This is a genomic window from Paenibacillus allorhizosphaerae, assembly GCF_042659105.1.
In the GTDB taxonomy this organism is placed as follows: domain Bacteria; phylum Bacillota; class Bacilli; order Paenibacillales; family NBRC-103111; genus Paenibacillus_G; species Paenibacillus_G allorhizosphaerae.
The window spans coordinates 368,238-382,151 of record NZ_JBHSRV010000005.1; the positions used below are offsets into that span (position 1 = coordinate 368,238).

14 protein-coding genes, 1 pseudogene and 1 riboswitch are annotated in these 13,914 nt (G+C 53.5%); of the genes and pseudogenes, 13 read left to right on the forward strand and 2 right to left on the reverse strand.

Going from position 1 to position 13,914, the window contains the following annotated elements:
• The first annotated feature begins 118 nt into the window (after positions 1–118).
• The 9 genes from ACFQI7_RS20685 (at position 119) to ACFQI7_RS20725 (ending at position 5,576) form a co-directional block, all read left to right on the forward strand.
• On the forward strand, positions 119–733 hold the full coding sequence (locus tag ACFQI7_RS20685; RefSeq protein WP_218100359.1) for a DedA family protein: 615 nt from the start codon (positions 119–121) through the stop codon (positions 731–733).
• 157 nt (positions 734–890) lie between these two features.
• Positions 891–1,112, forward strand: coding sequence for a helix-turn-helix domain-containing protein (locus tag ACFQI7_RS20690; RefSeq protein WP_218092967.1), 222 nt, complete (start codon positions 891–893; stop codon positions 1,110–1,112).
• Between the two features lie 300 nt (positions 1,113–1,412).
• Positions 1,413–1,619, forward strand: a complete 207-nt coding sequence (locus ACFQI7_RS20695; protein ID WP_218100368.1) for a cold-shock protein — start codon at positions 1,413–1,415, stop codon at positions 1,617–1,619.
• Between the two features lie 12 nt (positions 1,620–1,631).
• The gene (locus ACFQI7_RS20700) at positions 1,632–1,826 is read left to right on the forward strand and encodes a hypothetical protein (protein ID WP_218100369.1); all 195 of its coding nucleotides are present in this window, start codon (positions 1,632–1,634) and stop codon (positions 1,824–1,826) included.
• Positions 1,827–1,907: 81 nt separating this feature from the next.
• The gene (locus ACFQI7_RS20705; protein WP_218100370.1) at positions 1,908–2,177 is read left to right on the forward strand and encodes a hypothetical protein; all 270 of its coding nucleotides are present in this window, start codon (positions 1,908–1,910) and stop codon (positions 2,175–2,177) included.
• A 342-nt stretch (positions 2,178–2,519) separates the two neighbouring features.
• Complete coding sequence (locus ACFQI7_RS20710) at positions 2,520–2,720, forward strand: cold-shock protein (protein WP_054796919.1); 201 nt, start codon at positions 2,520–2,522, stop codon at positions 2,718–2,720.
• Between the two features lie 73 nt (positions 2,721–2,793).
• Complete coding sequence (locus ACFQI7_RS20715; protein ID WP_218100371.1) at positions 2,794–3,024, forward strand: cold-shock protein; 231 nt, start codon at positions 2,794–2,796, stop codon at positions 3,022–3,024.
• Positions 3,025–3,129: 105 nt separating this feature from the next.
• Positions 3,130–3,210, forward strand: a riboswitch (ZMP/ZTP riboswitch).
• A 72-nt stretch (positions 3,211–3,282) separates the two neighbouring features.
• Complete coding sequence (locus ACFQI7_RS20720; RefSeq protein WP_218100372.1) at positions 3,283–4,782, forward strand: cyclodeaminase/cyclohydrolase family protein; 1,500 nt, start codon at positions 3,283–3,285, stop codon at positions 4,780–4,782.
• A gap of 206 nt (positions 4,783–4,988) precedes the next feature.
• Positions 4,989–5,576 (forward strand): glycerol-3-phosphate responsive antiterminator, encoded by a 588-nt coding sequence (locus ACFQI7_RS20725; RefSeq protein WP_268966836.1) that lies wholly within the window; start codon positions 4,989–4,991, stop codon positions 5,574–5,576.
• Here the strand turns inward: ACFQI7_RS20725 and ACFQI7_RS20730 are convergent.
• Entirely contained in the window at positions 5,573–7,246 is a 1,674-nt protein-coding gene (locus ACFQI7_RS20730; RefSeq protein WP_218100373.1) for a glycerol-3-phosphate dehydrogenase/oxidase, read from the reverse strand. The two genes, ACFQI7_RS20725 and ACFQI7_RS20730, sit on opposite strands and share 4 nt — an antisense overlap.
• A gap of 283 nt (positions 7,247–7,529) precedes the next feature.
• On the opposite strand from ACFQI7_RS20730, the gene glpK reads away from it, so the two are divergent.
• The 4 genes and pseudogenes from glpK (at position 7,530) to ACFQI7_RS20750 (ending at position 12,529) form a co-directional block, all read left to right on the forward strand.
• Positions 7,530–9,023, forward strand: coding sequence for a glycerol kinase GlpK (gene glpK, locus ACFQI7_RS20735; protein ID WP_230415189.1), 1,494 nt, complete (start codon positions 7,530–7,532; stop codon positions 9,021–9,023).
• Between the two features lie 150 nt (positions 9,024–9,173).
• Positions 9,174–9,843, forward strand: a pseudogene (locus tag ACFQI7_RS20740) (YqjF family protein).
• 338 nt (positions 9,844–10,181) lie between these two features.
• Positions 10,182–11,357, forward strand: a complete 1,176-nt coding sequence (locus ACFQI7_RS20745) for a DNA sulfur modification protein DndB (protein WP_218100375.1) — start codon at positions 10,182–10,184, stop codon at positions 11,355–11,357.
• On the forward strand, positions 11,357–12,529 hold the full coding sequence (locus ACFQI7_RS20750) for a DNA sulfur modification protein DndB (protein ID WP_218100376.1): 1,173 nt from the start codon (positions 11,357–11,359) through the stop codon (positions 12,527–12,529). The genes ACFQI7_RS20745 and ACFQI7_RS20750 overlap by 1 nt, the downstream gene beginning before the upstream one ends.
• Positions 12,530–12,668: 139 nt before the next feature.
• Here ACFQI7_RS20750 and ACFQI7_RS20755 read toward each other — a convergent pair whose 3' ends face one another.
• Positions 12,669–13,883 carry an ROK family transcriptional regulator gene (locus tag ACFQI7_RS20755; protein WP_218100377.1) on the reverse strand — a complete coding sequence of 405 codons (1,215 nt, stop codon included), beginning with the start codon at positions 13,881–13,883 and terminating at the stop codon, positions 12,669–12,671.
• Positions 13,884–13,914: the final 31 nt, after the last annotated feature.

Genomic DNA, 13,914 nt, shown 5'->3' on the forward strand with positions numbered 1-13,914 from the left:
CTTGTTCCGAACATTTTTAGGTTATGCTAAGAGGTAAGACTGAATCCTATACACGCGAGCATTCTTTCAATATTTTCATTGTTTTCATTATTTTCGTCATATAAAGGGGAAAAGTTTAATGATAAACGATATGCTGCTTTCGATGATCGGACAATACGGCTATGCCGCGTTGTTTTTCGCTTTATGGCTTGGTATCGTAGGGATGCCGATTCCGGATGAAGGCATTGTAATGACGGGCGGTGCGATCGCCGCAAGCGGACTTCTCAAGCCGGTGCCCGCGTTTCTATTAACTTATCTCGGCGTCGCTTCAGGGCTTTCGCTAGGCTATGTGCTGGGCCGGTTTATCGGCACGCCCGCCATGGAGAAGCTGAAGCGGAAGAAGAACATGGTCAAATACATTCATCGATGCGAACAGCTTGTCACCAAATACGGCAGCTTTGCGCTCGTCGTCAGCTATTTCTTCCCGGTCGTTCGGCATGTGATGCCGTATATCGTCGGGGTGAACAAAATGCGTTTCCGCACGTATGCCCTCTACTCGTACACGACCGGATTCGTATGGACGCTGCTGTTTTTCATCGCCGGCAGCTTGGCGGGCAGCCATGCGGCGGCCGTTGCCGATGTCGTCTACCGATACGGGCTGAAGCTGCTATGGATTCCGGCTGCGGCCATCGTTATCTTCATCGTGGTAAAACGGTTTTCCGCCGTCAAAGCGGAAAGGAAGCCGGCGGAGTAATTTCATGAGCTACTGAAGTGGGCATCCGTGACGGATGCCCATTTTTTATATACGACCCATACTTACAGCACCAATGGCGCCGCCTTTTCATAAAATGTTTTGACTGTATCCCTAGACCTTGTATTGAAATAAAAACCCGGGCAAGGAGGGGTGACACTTGAAGGGCGAACATAAAAGCAAATTTCTATTGACGAATCGCGAACGCGAAGTTTTCGAGTTGCTGGTACAAGACAAAACGACGAAAGATATCGCGCAGCAGTTGTTTATAAGCGAGAAAACTGTGCGTAATCATATTTCGAACGTGATGCAGAAACTAAACGTAAAAGGCCGTTCGCAGGCAGTAGTAGAGCTGATCAAGCTTGGGGAGCTGCAAATCTGATCGATTAGTCGAAGCTGTGGATCCAGTTTAAGGAATCAACCGCACCCAGCCTTCTTTTTAACCTTTCCGGCTATGGAAAGTTTAAGAAGAAGGCTCTTTGGTTTTCGGAATGGCAGGAAACGATGCTGAGCAAATTTTGTTTCGTTGGATTATTCCCAAAATGATGCTATAATGGATCATATTCGCGTATCTGAAAATCACACGTTATAAAGAGTATCGGTCTTCTGAAAGGTACTTTTTATTATGTGTGATTTTTTTTATTACGATATGTGAAGCAGAACGAACATGGGAGGATACGATATGCAAACAGGTACGGTGAAATGGTTTCATAACGAAAAAGGTTTTGGCTTTATAGAGGTTGACGGAGGAGGAAACGACATATTCGTGCACTCCAGCGCGATTACCGGCGATGGATTCAAATCATTGGTCGAAGGACAAAAGGTGCAGTTTACGGTGGGGCAAAGCATACGCGGTCCCCAGGCTGAAAATGTCGTAAAAATATATTAAGGGTGAAAGCTGATGTTTACAAAGAATGAATGGCTTGTAGACCCAGCCGATTTTGACAATGCGATGTTTTTGGAAATTCCGGTCTCGGTATGGCGCGGAAATCAGTATATTGATTACGGAGGTGTTATAAAAAAGCATGACGCTGTTGCCGTTTTTATTGACGGCAATTGTTTTCATAAAAAGGAATTCAGATTTAAGATCAGATAAACGAACATTGCGGCACAAAAAGAGTTATTCGTTCTACTTTTTCGTCCCCTTGAATAAGGATACAGGAAGGAGGTGTCGTGAATGGTCGTATACAATTATAACGAAGTACCGAAAGAACTATTGGTAGATCACTCGTACACATTGCGACAAATTAGATTGTTTATGACCGTCAATAAAAATTGCTTGTTTCTTCATAAAGACTTGAACGCGCTGGATGCGGAATCGAATAAAAAAGTATCCGTCGTTTCGAGAGACGAGTACTACATTCATCAGTATGTAGAACGTTCATACCTGATCCCGTACGAGAAGAAGGTCGTATTTTTATTAAGCCAAGCGGATGATGGGACATAATGTGGCGAGTCAAGGCAAATACGCAGGATATAGCTGATAAGGCGTGAAAGCGAACGTCCCCGTAGCATAGAAACGTTACGCGAACATGGCGCCTTGTCCGGGGAATCTCTCGGGTTGCGGCGTTCTTGTTTTTTTGGGATCTGTCTGGGTTACGAAAAACATGAAAAAACAATTTGCTTTTCGCTTATATGTGTGATAGTATTACCTTATCATATATTTGAAACCTGAATTCACATATTGCAAAGGGTATCATTTGTGCGATGGAGCCTTTTTCAATGTGTGAATTTTTTATTTGATTCAAGAATAAAAAGTACATGTTAAATAAAATTTGGAGGTAATACAATGCAAACAGGTACAGTGAAATGGTTTAATGCGGAGAAAGGTTTCGGCTTTATCGAAGTGGAAGGCGGCAATGACGTATTCGTTCATTTCAGCGCCATCACGGGCGACGGGTTCAAATCGCTGGATGAAGGCCAACGCGTAGAGTTCAATGTAGTGCAAGGCAACCGCGGCCCGCAAGCCGAAAATGTTGTAAAGCTGTAATAGCCCAAATCAAACTGCCCTTAACAATGTGTTGAGGGCAGTTTTTCTTTTAGATCAGAAGGAGGGGTTATTCGTGTATTTTCAGAAAAGATCGTCTGAGCCTGTTCCAAAGGAAAATACGATGATATGGTCATGCGAACAAGAAGGCTGTAAAGGCTGGATGCGCGACAACTTTTCTTTTGCATACGCACCCACCTGCCATCTGTGTCAGTCCCCGATGGTTAGCAGCATGGAAATGCTTCCCTTGCTGGTAAACTCGAATATCAACATGAAATTGCTAAAGGAAGGCGTGCGGATCTTGTAGCTGCAGCCGCGCATAATTTTGCCAGTTCAATGAACGGTTCGACCTTCTTATTATATTACCTATGTTGTCAAAATTCGTTTTTTTCGCTATGATGGGGATAACAACGAACTCGTGCGCAACTGGCGATAAAGGTGGATCACCACCGGGGAGCGCAAGGGATAACGGCCGGTCGCCTGGGCAAAGTATTTGGTTCTTCGGAATCGAATACTTTTTTTGTTTTCCGATGATGGATTCAGGAAAAAAGAGGAGGCGCACAGGATGGGATTGCGGATGAGAGGAAAGGAACCGGCCGATTTGCTTGCGGCCGACATTGCAAGGCAGGCGGAGGATTGGAAAGCGAGAGGGCATGAGCCGCGCATCGTTACACTGCTGGTCAAGGGGGACCCGGCTTCGGCTTATTACGCGGAAGCGAAACGGAAGGCGGCCGAACGGCTCGCCATCCGTTTCGAGCTGCACGAATTCGAGCCGGATGTGCAGGAGTCGGCGCTGCTGCGGGCCATTGCACAATGGAACGGCGACCGGACCGTCCACGGCATCATGGTGGAGCTGCCGCTGCCGCCGCATCTCGATACATCTAGCGTGACGGCGGCGATCGATCCGCTCAAGGACGTAGACGGCGTCACGCCGGTGAACAAGCTGGCGCTGCAGTCGGGCGCGGACGGCATCTACCCGGCGACGCCGCTCGCCTGCATCCGGCTGCTGAAGCATTACGGCTACGAGCTTGCGGGGAAGCATGCGGTCGTCATCGGCCGGGGAGAGACGGTAGGAAAGCCTCTGGCGCAGCTGCTGCTCCGGGAGCAGGCGACGGTTACGGTGTGCCATTCACGCACCCCGGATCTGGCGAGGCATATTCGGCAGGCGGATGTTTTATTTGCCGCAGCGGGTCGCAGGGGGCTTATAACGCCGGATATGACGCATAGCGGCCTTGTCATCGTGGACGCAGGGATCAACGAAGGAGACGATGGGCGAATCACAGGGGATACGGCGGTGGAAACAGCAGACGCCGTTGCCGCAATGAGTCCGGTGCCCGGGGGTGTCGGAGGCGTTACGACCATGATGCTGTTCCATAATCTGATGCTCGGCATGGAGCGTCAGCTGGCCCACGGGATCTCTGAGGCGGATCGGCCGTTTGAACAAACGATAGGCGCTTTTCTCACGGCAGCAGCTTCCTCTGCGCCAACGCCGGGCGGAGGCGGCGTCGCCGCCGTCGCTTGCGCGCTTGGAGCCGCCATGGGGGCGATGACTGCGAAGCTGTCCGTCGGTCCGAAATACCGCGAATGGGAAGAGCGCATGAAGGAAGCGGCGCGCAGGCTGGATACGGTTGCAGCGGACTGTGAGCATGTCGCGGCGGGAGACGCGGACTCGTTCCGCCATTACATGAAGGCGCTGAAACTGCCGAACCAATCACCGGAAGAGAAGGAACTGCGCAAGCAGGCGATTGCGGCAGCCGCGGAGCAAGCGACGAAGATTCCGCTGGAATTGATTCGTCTTTGCGTTGACACACTACAAATAATCGACGGGATGAAAGAAGGAGCCAATCCCAATGTGCTGTCCGATCTTGGCATCGGCGCCGTTCTTGCCGAAGCCGCCGCGCAATCGGCGTGGCTGACCGTGCACATTAATTTACCGGCCATCCGCAATTCGGAGACAAGGCAACGATTCCGAGATATGGCGAATGAACGGATGGAAGCGATCCGCTCAAGGAAAGAAGCCGTTCAAGCGATGGTGATCGGCCGGTTGAAGGAAGACCGAGGCTAAAGGAGAGGAAGATCCGCCACGGCAGGCAGCCCGGCTGAAATGAGCCGACTTGACTTAGTGGGTCGATCGTAATATGCAGCTTCGGGGGCCAAGAAAGAACGGTTGCCGCCTCATGGGGAACGGGTCGAACGGCGGGAATGGATTTACAGTTGCCGTTCGACAGGATATGATAAAGTCAAACTACCTACCCCGAAGGAGTGGCATGCTTGCTAAGTTCCCACTTTCACGGCCAAAAGGTTTTACCGGCGATTCGGAAAATGAAGGATTTGGAGCATCTGATGTCGTCCAACTACACGACGCTCGTTCTTCTCGACAGCCATATTGCGCAATTGGCCAGTATCGGGCAGCTTGTAAGAAAGCACCGCAAACAGCTGCTTGTACATGTAGACCTGATCAACGGACTGAAAAATGACGATTACGCCATCGAATTTGTATGCCAAACGATGCGGCCCGCAGGAATCATCTCGACCCGCTCCAGTGCGGTGATGACGGCGAAGAAGCACAAAATCCTCGGCATCCAGCGGCATTTTCTGCTCGACTCGACCGCGCTGGATATGACCTACAAGCTATCCGATAAGATCCAGCCGGACTATATCGAAGTCATGCCCGGCATTATGCCCCATATTATTGCGGAAATGCGGGAGCGGATCGATATCCCGATCTTGGCGGGCGGACTGATCCGGACGCCCGGCGATGTCGATCTGGCGCTCGGTTCCGGAGCGATCGCCGTGACCACATCGCTCAAAGAGCTGTGGGACGCATTCGCCGATCAAACGCCAAAGGCGCAGGATTAATCCTGCGCCTTTGGTTCGACTGCATCATGGATCAGCGTATCGAGCAGACGGGTATGAGCCCCGGTCTCTTCTTCAGACCACCCGAAACGGTTTGCCATGTAATTAATGACTTGCGTCTTCCACTGTTTCGCCCAAGCGATATCAAAGTACACGGCACCGGTACGGCGAATAAAGAAGTCCGCCGGCGTAGCCGTCATTTCTTCCTCGATGCTGTAGAGCAGCGAAGCGAACACGTCCTGCGGCAAGCCGGCTTGTTCCGCCTCTTGTTTGGCACTCAGTCTGCCGTATACAAGGCCGATATTGGAGCCGTAGCGCTGAGTCAGCTTGGCGGCTTGCTCGCGGCTCAGTCCATACTGATGCACGCCTTCTTCCGTCTTTGACTTCAAGTAAGCGGCAAGCCCTTGCGAACCGCCGACGTCGCCGCCGGAGAGACGGACTTTATCCGTCGTACAACCCGGATAGGAGCCCTTGCCTTCTTGCTGCAGCTGATTCGCCACCATGTCGACGATCCGTTCCGCCATCTTTCTGTAGCCTGTCAGCTTCCCGCCCGCGATCGTCATCAGACCGGACTTTGCAAGGAAAATCTCATCTTTCCGCGACAGCTCGGAAGGGGATTTGCCGTCTTCATGAATGAGCGGCCGCAGGCCGGCCCAGCTCGACTCGACGTCTTTGTTCGTCAGCTTGATCGTCGGGAACATGAAGTTGGCGGCAGCGATAATATAATCGCGGTCGGCCACCGTCATGCGCGGATGCACGATGTCTCCCTCGTAGTTCGTATCGGTTGTGCCGACATACGTTTTGCCGTCGCGCGGAATCGCGAACACCATTCGGCCGTCCGGCGTATCGAAGTAGATCGCTTGTTTCAGCGGGAAACGGCTGCCGTCGATGACCAGATGCACGCCCTTGGTCAAGTGCAGGCGTTTGCCGAACTTGGAGCCGTCCTTTTCGCGAATCGTATCGGCCCATGGCCCTGCGGCATTGACGATTTTGTGAGCGTAGATTTCGTAAGACTCGCCGCTCAACTGATCGACGACGCGAACGCCTTTCAGCTTTCCGTTATCGTACAGCAGTTCTTCCGCTTTCGCGTAGTTTACGGCAAGCGCGCCGCGGCTTACCGCCGCTTTCATCGTCTCGATCGTCAGTCTGGCATCGTCCGTGCGGTACTCGACGTAGTAGCCGCCGCCTTTCAGCTTGTCGGTGCGAAGAAGAGGCTCGCGGCGCAGCGTTTCTTCCTTGGACAGCATGATGCGGCGTTCGCCGCGTTTGACGCCTGCAAGCATATCATAAACGTACAAACCGACGGAGCTGGCAAGCTTGCCGTACGTGCCTCCCTCGATTACCGGCAGCATCATCCATTCCGGCGTCGTGACATGCGGCGCATTTTCGTATACGATGGCACGCTCTTTACCGACCTCTGCCACGATCTTGAACTCAAGCTGCTTCAAGTAACGCAACCCGCCGTGAATCAGCTTGGTGGAACGGCTCGACGTGCCGGAGGCGAAATCCTGCATCTCGATCAGGCCGATGTTCATTCCGCGGGTGCGCGCGTCAAGCGCAATGCCTGCGCCGGTAATGCCGCCCCCGATGACCAGCAAGTCGAGAGGTACGGCAGCCATTTGCTCGAGCAGCTGGCTTCTTCGTTCACTGGAAAATGTGATTGCGTTTGTCATAAGTAAGATCTCCCTTTTCAGTAATCTGTCTCAAAGACATAAAAAAAAGAGAAGACGCGGACAATGCTCTTCGGCATAAACATGCCGGGAGTTTGTATCGCGGTCTTCTCTGGTTCTCTGACCTTGATTAACTTGTTGGTATCATCATAGCACGTAGCGAATGCGAAAGCAACCATTTTTCATCGGTTTTCAAACTACCATTGACAGCGAAAAAGAGCGTATGTTAGATTGCGAGTGCAAGCAAATCGGAATCGATTCATTCGTTCATTGGGGAGGGAAAGCTGTGACAAAACCTGGTTATATATTATCCCTGGATCAGGGAACGACGAGCTGCCGCGCCATATTATTCGATCATGAAGGCGCTGTCATTCATACGGCACAAGAAGAGTTTCGACAAATTTTTCCGGAGCCTGGCTGGGTGGAACACGATGCGGATGAAATTTGGAAGGTACAATGGAAAGTAATGAAGCAGGTCGCCGCGAAAGTACCCTCAGGATCGATCGCCGCGATCGGTATAACGAACCAGCGGGAGACGACGGTCGTATGGGACCGCGTAACCGGCAAACCTCTGCACAACGCCATCGTTTGGCAGTGCCGCCGGACGAGCGCGCTGTGTCATACGTTAAAGGAACAAGGCATGGAGTCTTCGATCAAGGAAAAAACCGGCCTGGTGCTGGACCCGTACTTTTCCGGGACGAAGCTGAAATGGCTGCTTGATACGTTCCCGCATATTCGCGAGAAAGCGGACAAAGGAGAGGCGCTGTTCGGAACGATTGACTCCTGGCTGATCTGGAACTTGACCGAAGGAAAAGTGCATGCTACCGATGTATCGAACGCGTCGCGTACGCTGCTGCTCAACATTCATACCTTGCAATGGGACGATGAGATACTGGAGCAGCTTAACATTCCGAAGACGATGCTGCCGGAAGTCCGGCCGTCCAGCGGTTTGTACGGGCATACGGCGCTGCTTGATCCGCGGCAGCCGGTGCCGATTGCCGGCGCGGCCGGAGACCAGCAGGCGGCGTTGTTCGGTCAAGGCTGCTTCCGCGAAGGCATGGCGAAGAACACATACGGCACCGGCTGCTTTATTTTGAATAACACGGGGGATAAGCCGGTGCTCTCGAAGAACGGCCTCCTGACAACCGTAGCATGGCAAATCGGGGATCGCGTGGACTACGCGCTCGAAGGCAGCGTTTTTATTGCGGGCGCCGTGATCCAATGGCTCCGCGACGGTCTCGGCGTGATCGGCGATGCGGCGGAAACCGAAGCGCTTGCGCGCTCCGTCGAAGACACGGAAGGCGTCTATTTTGTTCCGGCCTTCGCCGGCCTTGGTACGCCGTATTGGGAGCCGGACGCCAGAGGCATGATCACCGGTCTGACCCGGGCATCGGGCAAAGCCCATCTGGTGCGCGCTTCGCTGGAAGCGATCGCTTATCAAAGCCGCGACGTGCTCGAAGTCATGCAGCAGGAAACGGGCGTACGGCTCAGCGAGCTGCGCGTGGACGGCGGCGCCGTGCGCAACGGCTTCCTGATGCAGTTTCAGGCCGATTTGATGGGCGTTTCGGTCGTCCGGCCGAAAGTCACGGAATCGACCGCTCTCGGCGCCGCGTTCTTGGCTGGTCTTGCGGTCGGCTTCTGGGGCGGGTTGTCCGAGCTTGAGCAGCTCAAAGGACTCGACCGGGTATTCCAGCCGGAGCGCGACGAAGCGTACCGCGAAACGAAATACGCCGGTTGGCGGCGGGCGTTGTCATACCAATTGAATCTTCGGGAAGTCTAATACCTGACTGACAGCTGACGGAAGGAACCGAGTGAGGCCGAACCGGTTCTTGAGGGGGAACGAGCGTTGGAAAGGAACGACGATTGCAAGCGAACATCCTGCGAGGTGCACAGCCGGCGTCCTTGGCCGCTGCCTTCATGGCCATGGATCATGAAGCAGACATGGCGCGACTTGCTGTTTGCCCACTGGCCGGTTCGCCCGCATGCCGCCGGAGCTTCCGCTGGATACGTACGGCGGAGAAGCGTGGATCGCCGTAGTGCCGTTCCATATGAGCGGCATACGCCCGCGCTTCCTGCCGCCGCTGCCGGGAGCAAGCCGCTTCCCGGAAATCAATGTACGTACGTATGTGACGCTGCAGGGAAAGCCCGGCGTTTATTTTTTTAGCCTGGACGCATCGCATGCGCTGGCCGTGAAGCTGGCCCGGCGGTTTTATCATTTGCCTTATCGTCTTGCGAACATGCGCGTGGCTGTGCAGCCAGGTTCCGGCGAAGTCCATTATTTCAGCAGCCGCAAGGGCGGAGGTGCGGCGTTCGAGGGGACATACCGGCCGATTTCCGCCCCTTTCCGGTCGTCCGCCGGTTCGCTCGAGTACTGGCTGACCGAACGTTACTGCTTGTATACGCTGGACGGGGAACGAAACGTGCTGCGCTGCGACATCGATCATGAGCCTTGGCCGCTGCAGCTTGCGGCAGCCGACATTTCGCTCAACACGATGGTACCGGGACAATGGCATGACTTGCTGACGGATACGCCGCCGCTGCTTCATTTTGCGAAAAAACTTGACGTACGCATCTGGCCGATTCTACGGGGCAACTCGTAAGCGTCGGCTTTTTTTTATGCAAGAAAACCCTCATATCCTCCTGCATCCCGCGCATCATATATATTCCAAACCTCCCATATGCTGTGCCACGTCGCGCAGAAGTTTAATTCGGCACCCCATCTGCGTTATAATCAGTTATGGAGCCCTTTGATTCCATAGACCGAGATTGTGTAACCGAACCGGTATGTCAAGCGCCATATTATCAAAAAATGGACCAAAATCTCCCAATATCCTGAATGTTTCGGTACTTTTCGGTGTATAATGGAATTATATGAACCTATTTATAGTAAAATACTATAACGCTTAACTTTCCAAGTGAGCCAAGGAGGAATATGGTTATGGATCAAATCTCTTCTCTGTCGGAACTGCTGGCGGAGCAGAAAACATCGTCTTACATCGAAATCCCGGGAGTCGCCTCCAGAACGTTCGGTCAAAGGACGCTGTCCACTACATTGCCGATGAGCAAGCTTTTTGCCATCTATGAAGTCGATTTGGAGGTTCAGCGTTCGATCGTTCCGCAAAACTTGTCCAAAATGATGGATTATATCATGCTGTATCTGGATCACGGACAGGGCATCTATTTTCCGGGCATCATTTTGTCGGCGCGCGGTGCGGGCGAATACGACGAGGATGCGAAGATGTATCGTCTGCAAGCGATCGAGAAGCTGTACATCGTTGACGGGCAGCACCGTCTTGCTGCGTTCCGCCGTTTGATGGAAACGCTGCAGAGCGCGATGGCGCGAGCCAAAGACCGCCGGGAATACGACCGGATGGAAGAAATTTCAGCCAAGCTGAGCAAGCTGTATGCATTCCCGATGTCTACGATGATCTATCTTGACATCAATGCAAGACAGGAACGCCAGCTGTTCTCCGATATCAACAAGCTTCCGCGCAAGATCGGAGGCAACCTGGCCGTGCTTCGCGAGCAGCGCCGATTCTATCACGTGCTGGCTACGCGCCTTGCGCTGGATGCGCCTGTCATGAAGCAGCTGTCCGTCGATATGTTTACCGAGCGGGGCAAAGGGCCGGAGTACTTGTTCTCGTACCATTTGCTGATCGAGATCATGACGGGGCTGTTCGAAGGCCGCTTGAAATCGGCTGCGCGCAACAACGGGTACTACTTCGAAGAGAAAGAAGTGGAAGAGCATTTGAAGCTGGCTTCCTTTTACTTCGAGCATTTGCTGAAATATTTGCCGGACCCGGCCAAAGGCGAGCTCTGCTGGTCGGAAAACTTGCAGATCGCGCTGTCCATGTTCTTCCACGGCGAAGTGACAAAAACCGGCACGTTCAACAAATATGCGCTGCAGTACGTTTCGAAAATATTGCCGCACATCGATTGGAACGCCATTTATACGGGAGATGAGAAAGACCGCCTGCCCAGACGTTCCCGCATCATGAAGGCGTACCAGTTTATCAAAGAATTTTACGAGGAGCATCACCTGTTCCTGATCCGGGAAGACGATATAATCGATGAAGATATGACAGGTCAAAGCACGAAGGAGGATGCGAGCTGATGGAAGGTTTGAATCTGAAAATGACGATACACCCGTTTTGCGGAAAATATGGTTTGGCTACCGTACCGGTTCAAGTGCAGGATCTGCTCAACTATACGATGATCGATCCGATGGTACAGCGGAAGCTAAGCGCCGGACAACGGCGGAAAATCGCCAATTATTTGCAGGAACGCGAGCTCGACCGCGTCTTCTTCGGGCCGGTTACGCTCAGCTTGCGCGACGTAAGCAGCCTGGCCAAAACCGAAAACGGCCTGTACCTGCGTCCGGGTTCGAAAATCAGTATTCTTGACGGGCAGCATCGCATCCTTGCGCTCGGCTACGTCAACGATCAAATTTTGAAGGAAGCACGGAGCCTGGAGAAGAAATTGGCCGCCGCCAAAATCAAGCAGCGGAAAATGCCGGACGACGCCGAGGCAAAGGAAGAGCTGGAGCAGTTGCAAGGCCAAGTGGAGCAATTGGAGCGCCGCCGTCTGGAATTGATGGAGAGCGAGCTGGCTGCGCAAATTTACATCGGGTTGAGCGAAGAAGAGGAGAAGCAGCTGTTCGGCGACATCAACTCCAAGGTGCAGCTCGTCAGCAAAGAGCTCGGCCATTCGTTCGACTCGATCGATCCGCTCAATCTTGTCATTCAACAGGTCGCCGATCATAACGTATTCCTGAAGGCCGCCGGCGTCGAGCGCCGAGCCAACTTGACGGCCTACAATAAAAATTTTTCGTCGTTCAGCTGGCTCTATTCGACAGCGGTCATGCTGTTCACCGGCAAAATGCAGCCTTCGTATGAGCTGGCTCGCAAAATCAAGAACGATCCGTCTACGTTTATCGAGATTTTGCATCAGTTCTACAGCACGCTGCTGCCGCTGATGCCGGAACAGCCGGGACTGCCGCAGTACAGCTCGTCGGCTCGCGCAATGCAGGAAAGCATCGCGCTGTATGCGCACCGCCACCTGTTCTTGGACGGCAAATACGTGAAAAACTGGACGTCCTGCCTGAGCATTTTCGAAGGCTTCGATTGGTCGCACGACAACGAGCAGCTGATCGAACGGTTCGGAGTGCTTGATAACGGCAAACTGAACCTGATTCACGAGAAGTCGCTGCGCAAGCACGGCAAACTTGTACGCTTCTTCCAGGAACTGCACGGCGATCCGGTAGAAGAAAACGAAGCGACCGCGTAATCAAGCGGCGCGTCGCTCTCAAGGACTCGCCGCACTAAGCCGCATAAGTAAAAGCTCCGCATTTTCATCGATCGACTCGATGGTGAGCGGAGCTTTTTTGCGCACAAGCGGGCTTGCTGTTTTTGCGCTTAACAATAGTTCAGCTCAGTTCCGTCAATTTGCCGACAATCATGAGCGCCGCCCCGGTGGCAACCGCCTCTTCGCCGAGCGAGCCTTGGCTGAACACAACTTGGTATTTGGGGTAATAATACGCTCTCTGAATCGCAATGCGGGTGGCGTTATGGAAGAAACCGGAATGGCTGCTGATCAGGGAGCCGCCCAGGATCACCTTCTCCGGATGCAAAATATTGAGCAGGTTGGACAGGCCGATCCCGAAGTAAGTGGCCGCTTGGGTGAACAACTCGACCGTCAGCGGATCGGTTTCCCGGAGCGCCTGCTGCAAATGCGCGAATTGAATTTTGTCCGGGTCGCTCTCCATGCGGAGAAGAAGACTGTCCCGGCCTTGCTTGAGCCGAGAACGCGCTTGCAGCTCCAGCGCATGGATGGAAGCGTACGATTCCAGCGATCCGAAGTTGCCCTGACCGAGCAGGCGAGGACCGTCCGTCTGGATAATCATCTGGCCGATCGAGCCTTCCATGTCGACCGCGCCATAGACGACTTTGCCCCCGGTCATCATCGCCGAACGCAGGCCGACGCCGACATGCACGTACAGCAGATGCCGGTAGTCCCGGTCCCGGTCCGTCCACGACTCGCCGAGCAGTGCCGCATTCGCGCCGTTATCCAGCAGTACGGGGATGCCAAGCCGCGCTTCCAGTATGCTTTGGATCGGAAGGTTGCCCCAGCCGGAAGAGGGAAAGTAAATCGGGTCGAGCAGGACGCCGGATTCCCGGTCGAGCGGTCCGACTGCGCCAATCCCCATGCCCAGAACCGAATCGGATGCAAGGCTGCGGCTTGAAAGCATGGCCGCAGCGGCTTCGGAGACTTGCTCCAGCAGTACGGACGGTGTCAATTGCTCGGTCATCTGCCAGTGTTTGGATGCCAGCCTGTTCATCGCAAGGTCGAATAAGCTTAAACGGGTATGCATGCGGGAAATATCGAGACCGAGTACGTAGGCGTATTCAGGGTTCGTTTCATACAAAATCGGCCTGCGGCCGCCCGTCGAATCGCCGAATCCCGCCTCCCTAATCACTCCTAGGTCGGTCAGCTCCTCTAACGTGCGGGTCAAGGTACTGCCGGTCAGTCCGCTTCGTTCGAGAAGCTCGATTTTGGAAACGGTGCCCGCCCTGCGGATAATTTCAAACAGTTCTTTCTGCTTGCGGCCTGCAAGCCTCGATTCAATCGGCATTTGTTCCATTACGTGTCTCCGTCCTTGGAAGATTCCGGAA

What these genes read in the sequence shown, in the direction of transcription:
- ACFQI7_RS20695 (WP_218100368.1), top strand. Translation starts at nt 1,413, where the DNA reads ATGCAAACAGGTACGGTGAAATGGTTTCATAACGAAAAAGGTTTTGGC.
- ACFQI7_RS20745 (WP_218100375.1), top strand. Translation starts at nt 10,182, where the DNA reads ATGGATCAAATCTCTTCTCTGTCGGAACTGCTGGCGGAGCAGAAAACA.
- ACFQI7_RS20750 (WP_218100376.1), top strand. Translation starts at nt 11,357, where the DNA reads ATGGAAGGTTTGAATCTGAAAATGACGATACACCCGTTTTGCGGAAAA.
- ACFQI7_RS20700 (WP_218100369.1), top strand. Translation starts at nt 1,632, where the DNA reads ATGTTTACAAAGAATGAATGGCTTGTAGACCCAGCCGATTTTGACAAT.
- ACFQI7_RS20730 (WP_218100373.1), bottom strand. Translation starts at nt 7,246, where the DNA reads ATGACAAACGCAATCACATTTTCCAGTGAACGAAGAAGCCAGCTGCTC.
- ACFQI7_RS20720 (WP_218100372.1), top strand. Translation starts at nt 3,283, where the DNA reads ATGGGATTGCGGATGAGAGGAAAGGAACCGGCCGATTTGCTTGCGGCC.
- ACFQI7_RS20685 (WP_218100359.1), top strand. Translation starts at nt 119, where the DNA reads ATGATAAACGATATGCTGCTTTCGATGATCGGACAATACGGCTATGCC.
- ACFQI7_RS20705 (WP_218100370.1), top strand. Translation starts at nt 1,908, where the DNA reads ATGGTCGTATACAATTATAACGAAGTACCGAAAGAACTATTGGTAGAT.
- ACFQI7_RS20755 (WP_218100377.1), bottom strand. Translation starts at nt 13,883, where the DNA reads ATGGAACAAATGCCGATTGAATCGAGGCTTGCAGGCCGCAAGCAGAAA.
- ACFQI7_RS20710 (WP_054796919.1), top strand. Translation starts at nt 2,520, where the DNA reads ATGCAAACAGGTACAGTGAAATGGTTTAATGCGGAGAAAGGTTTCGGC.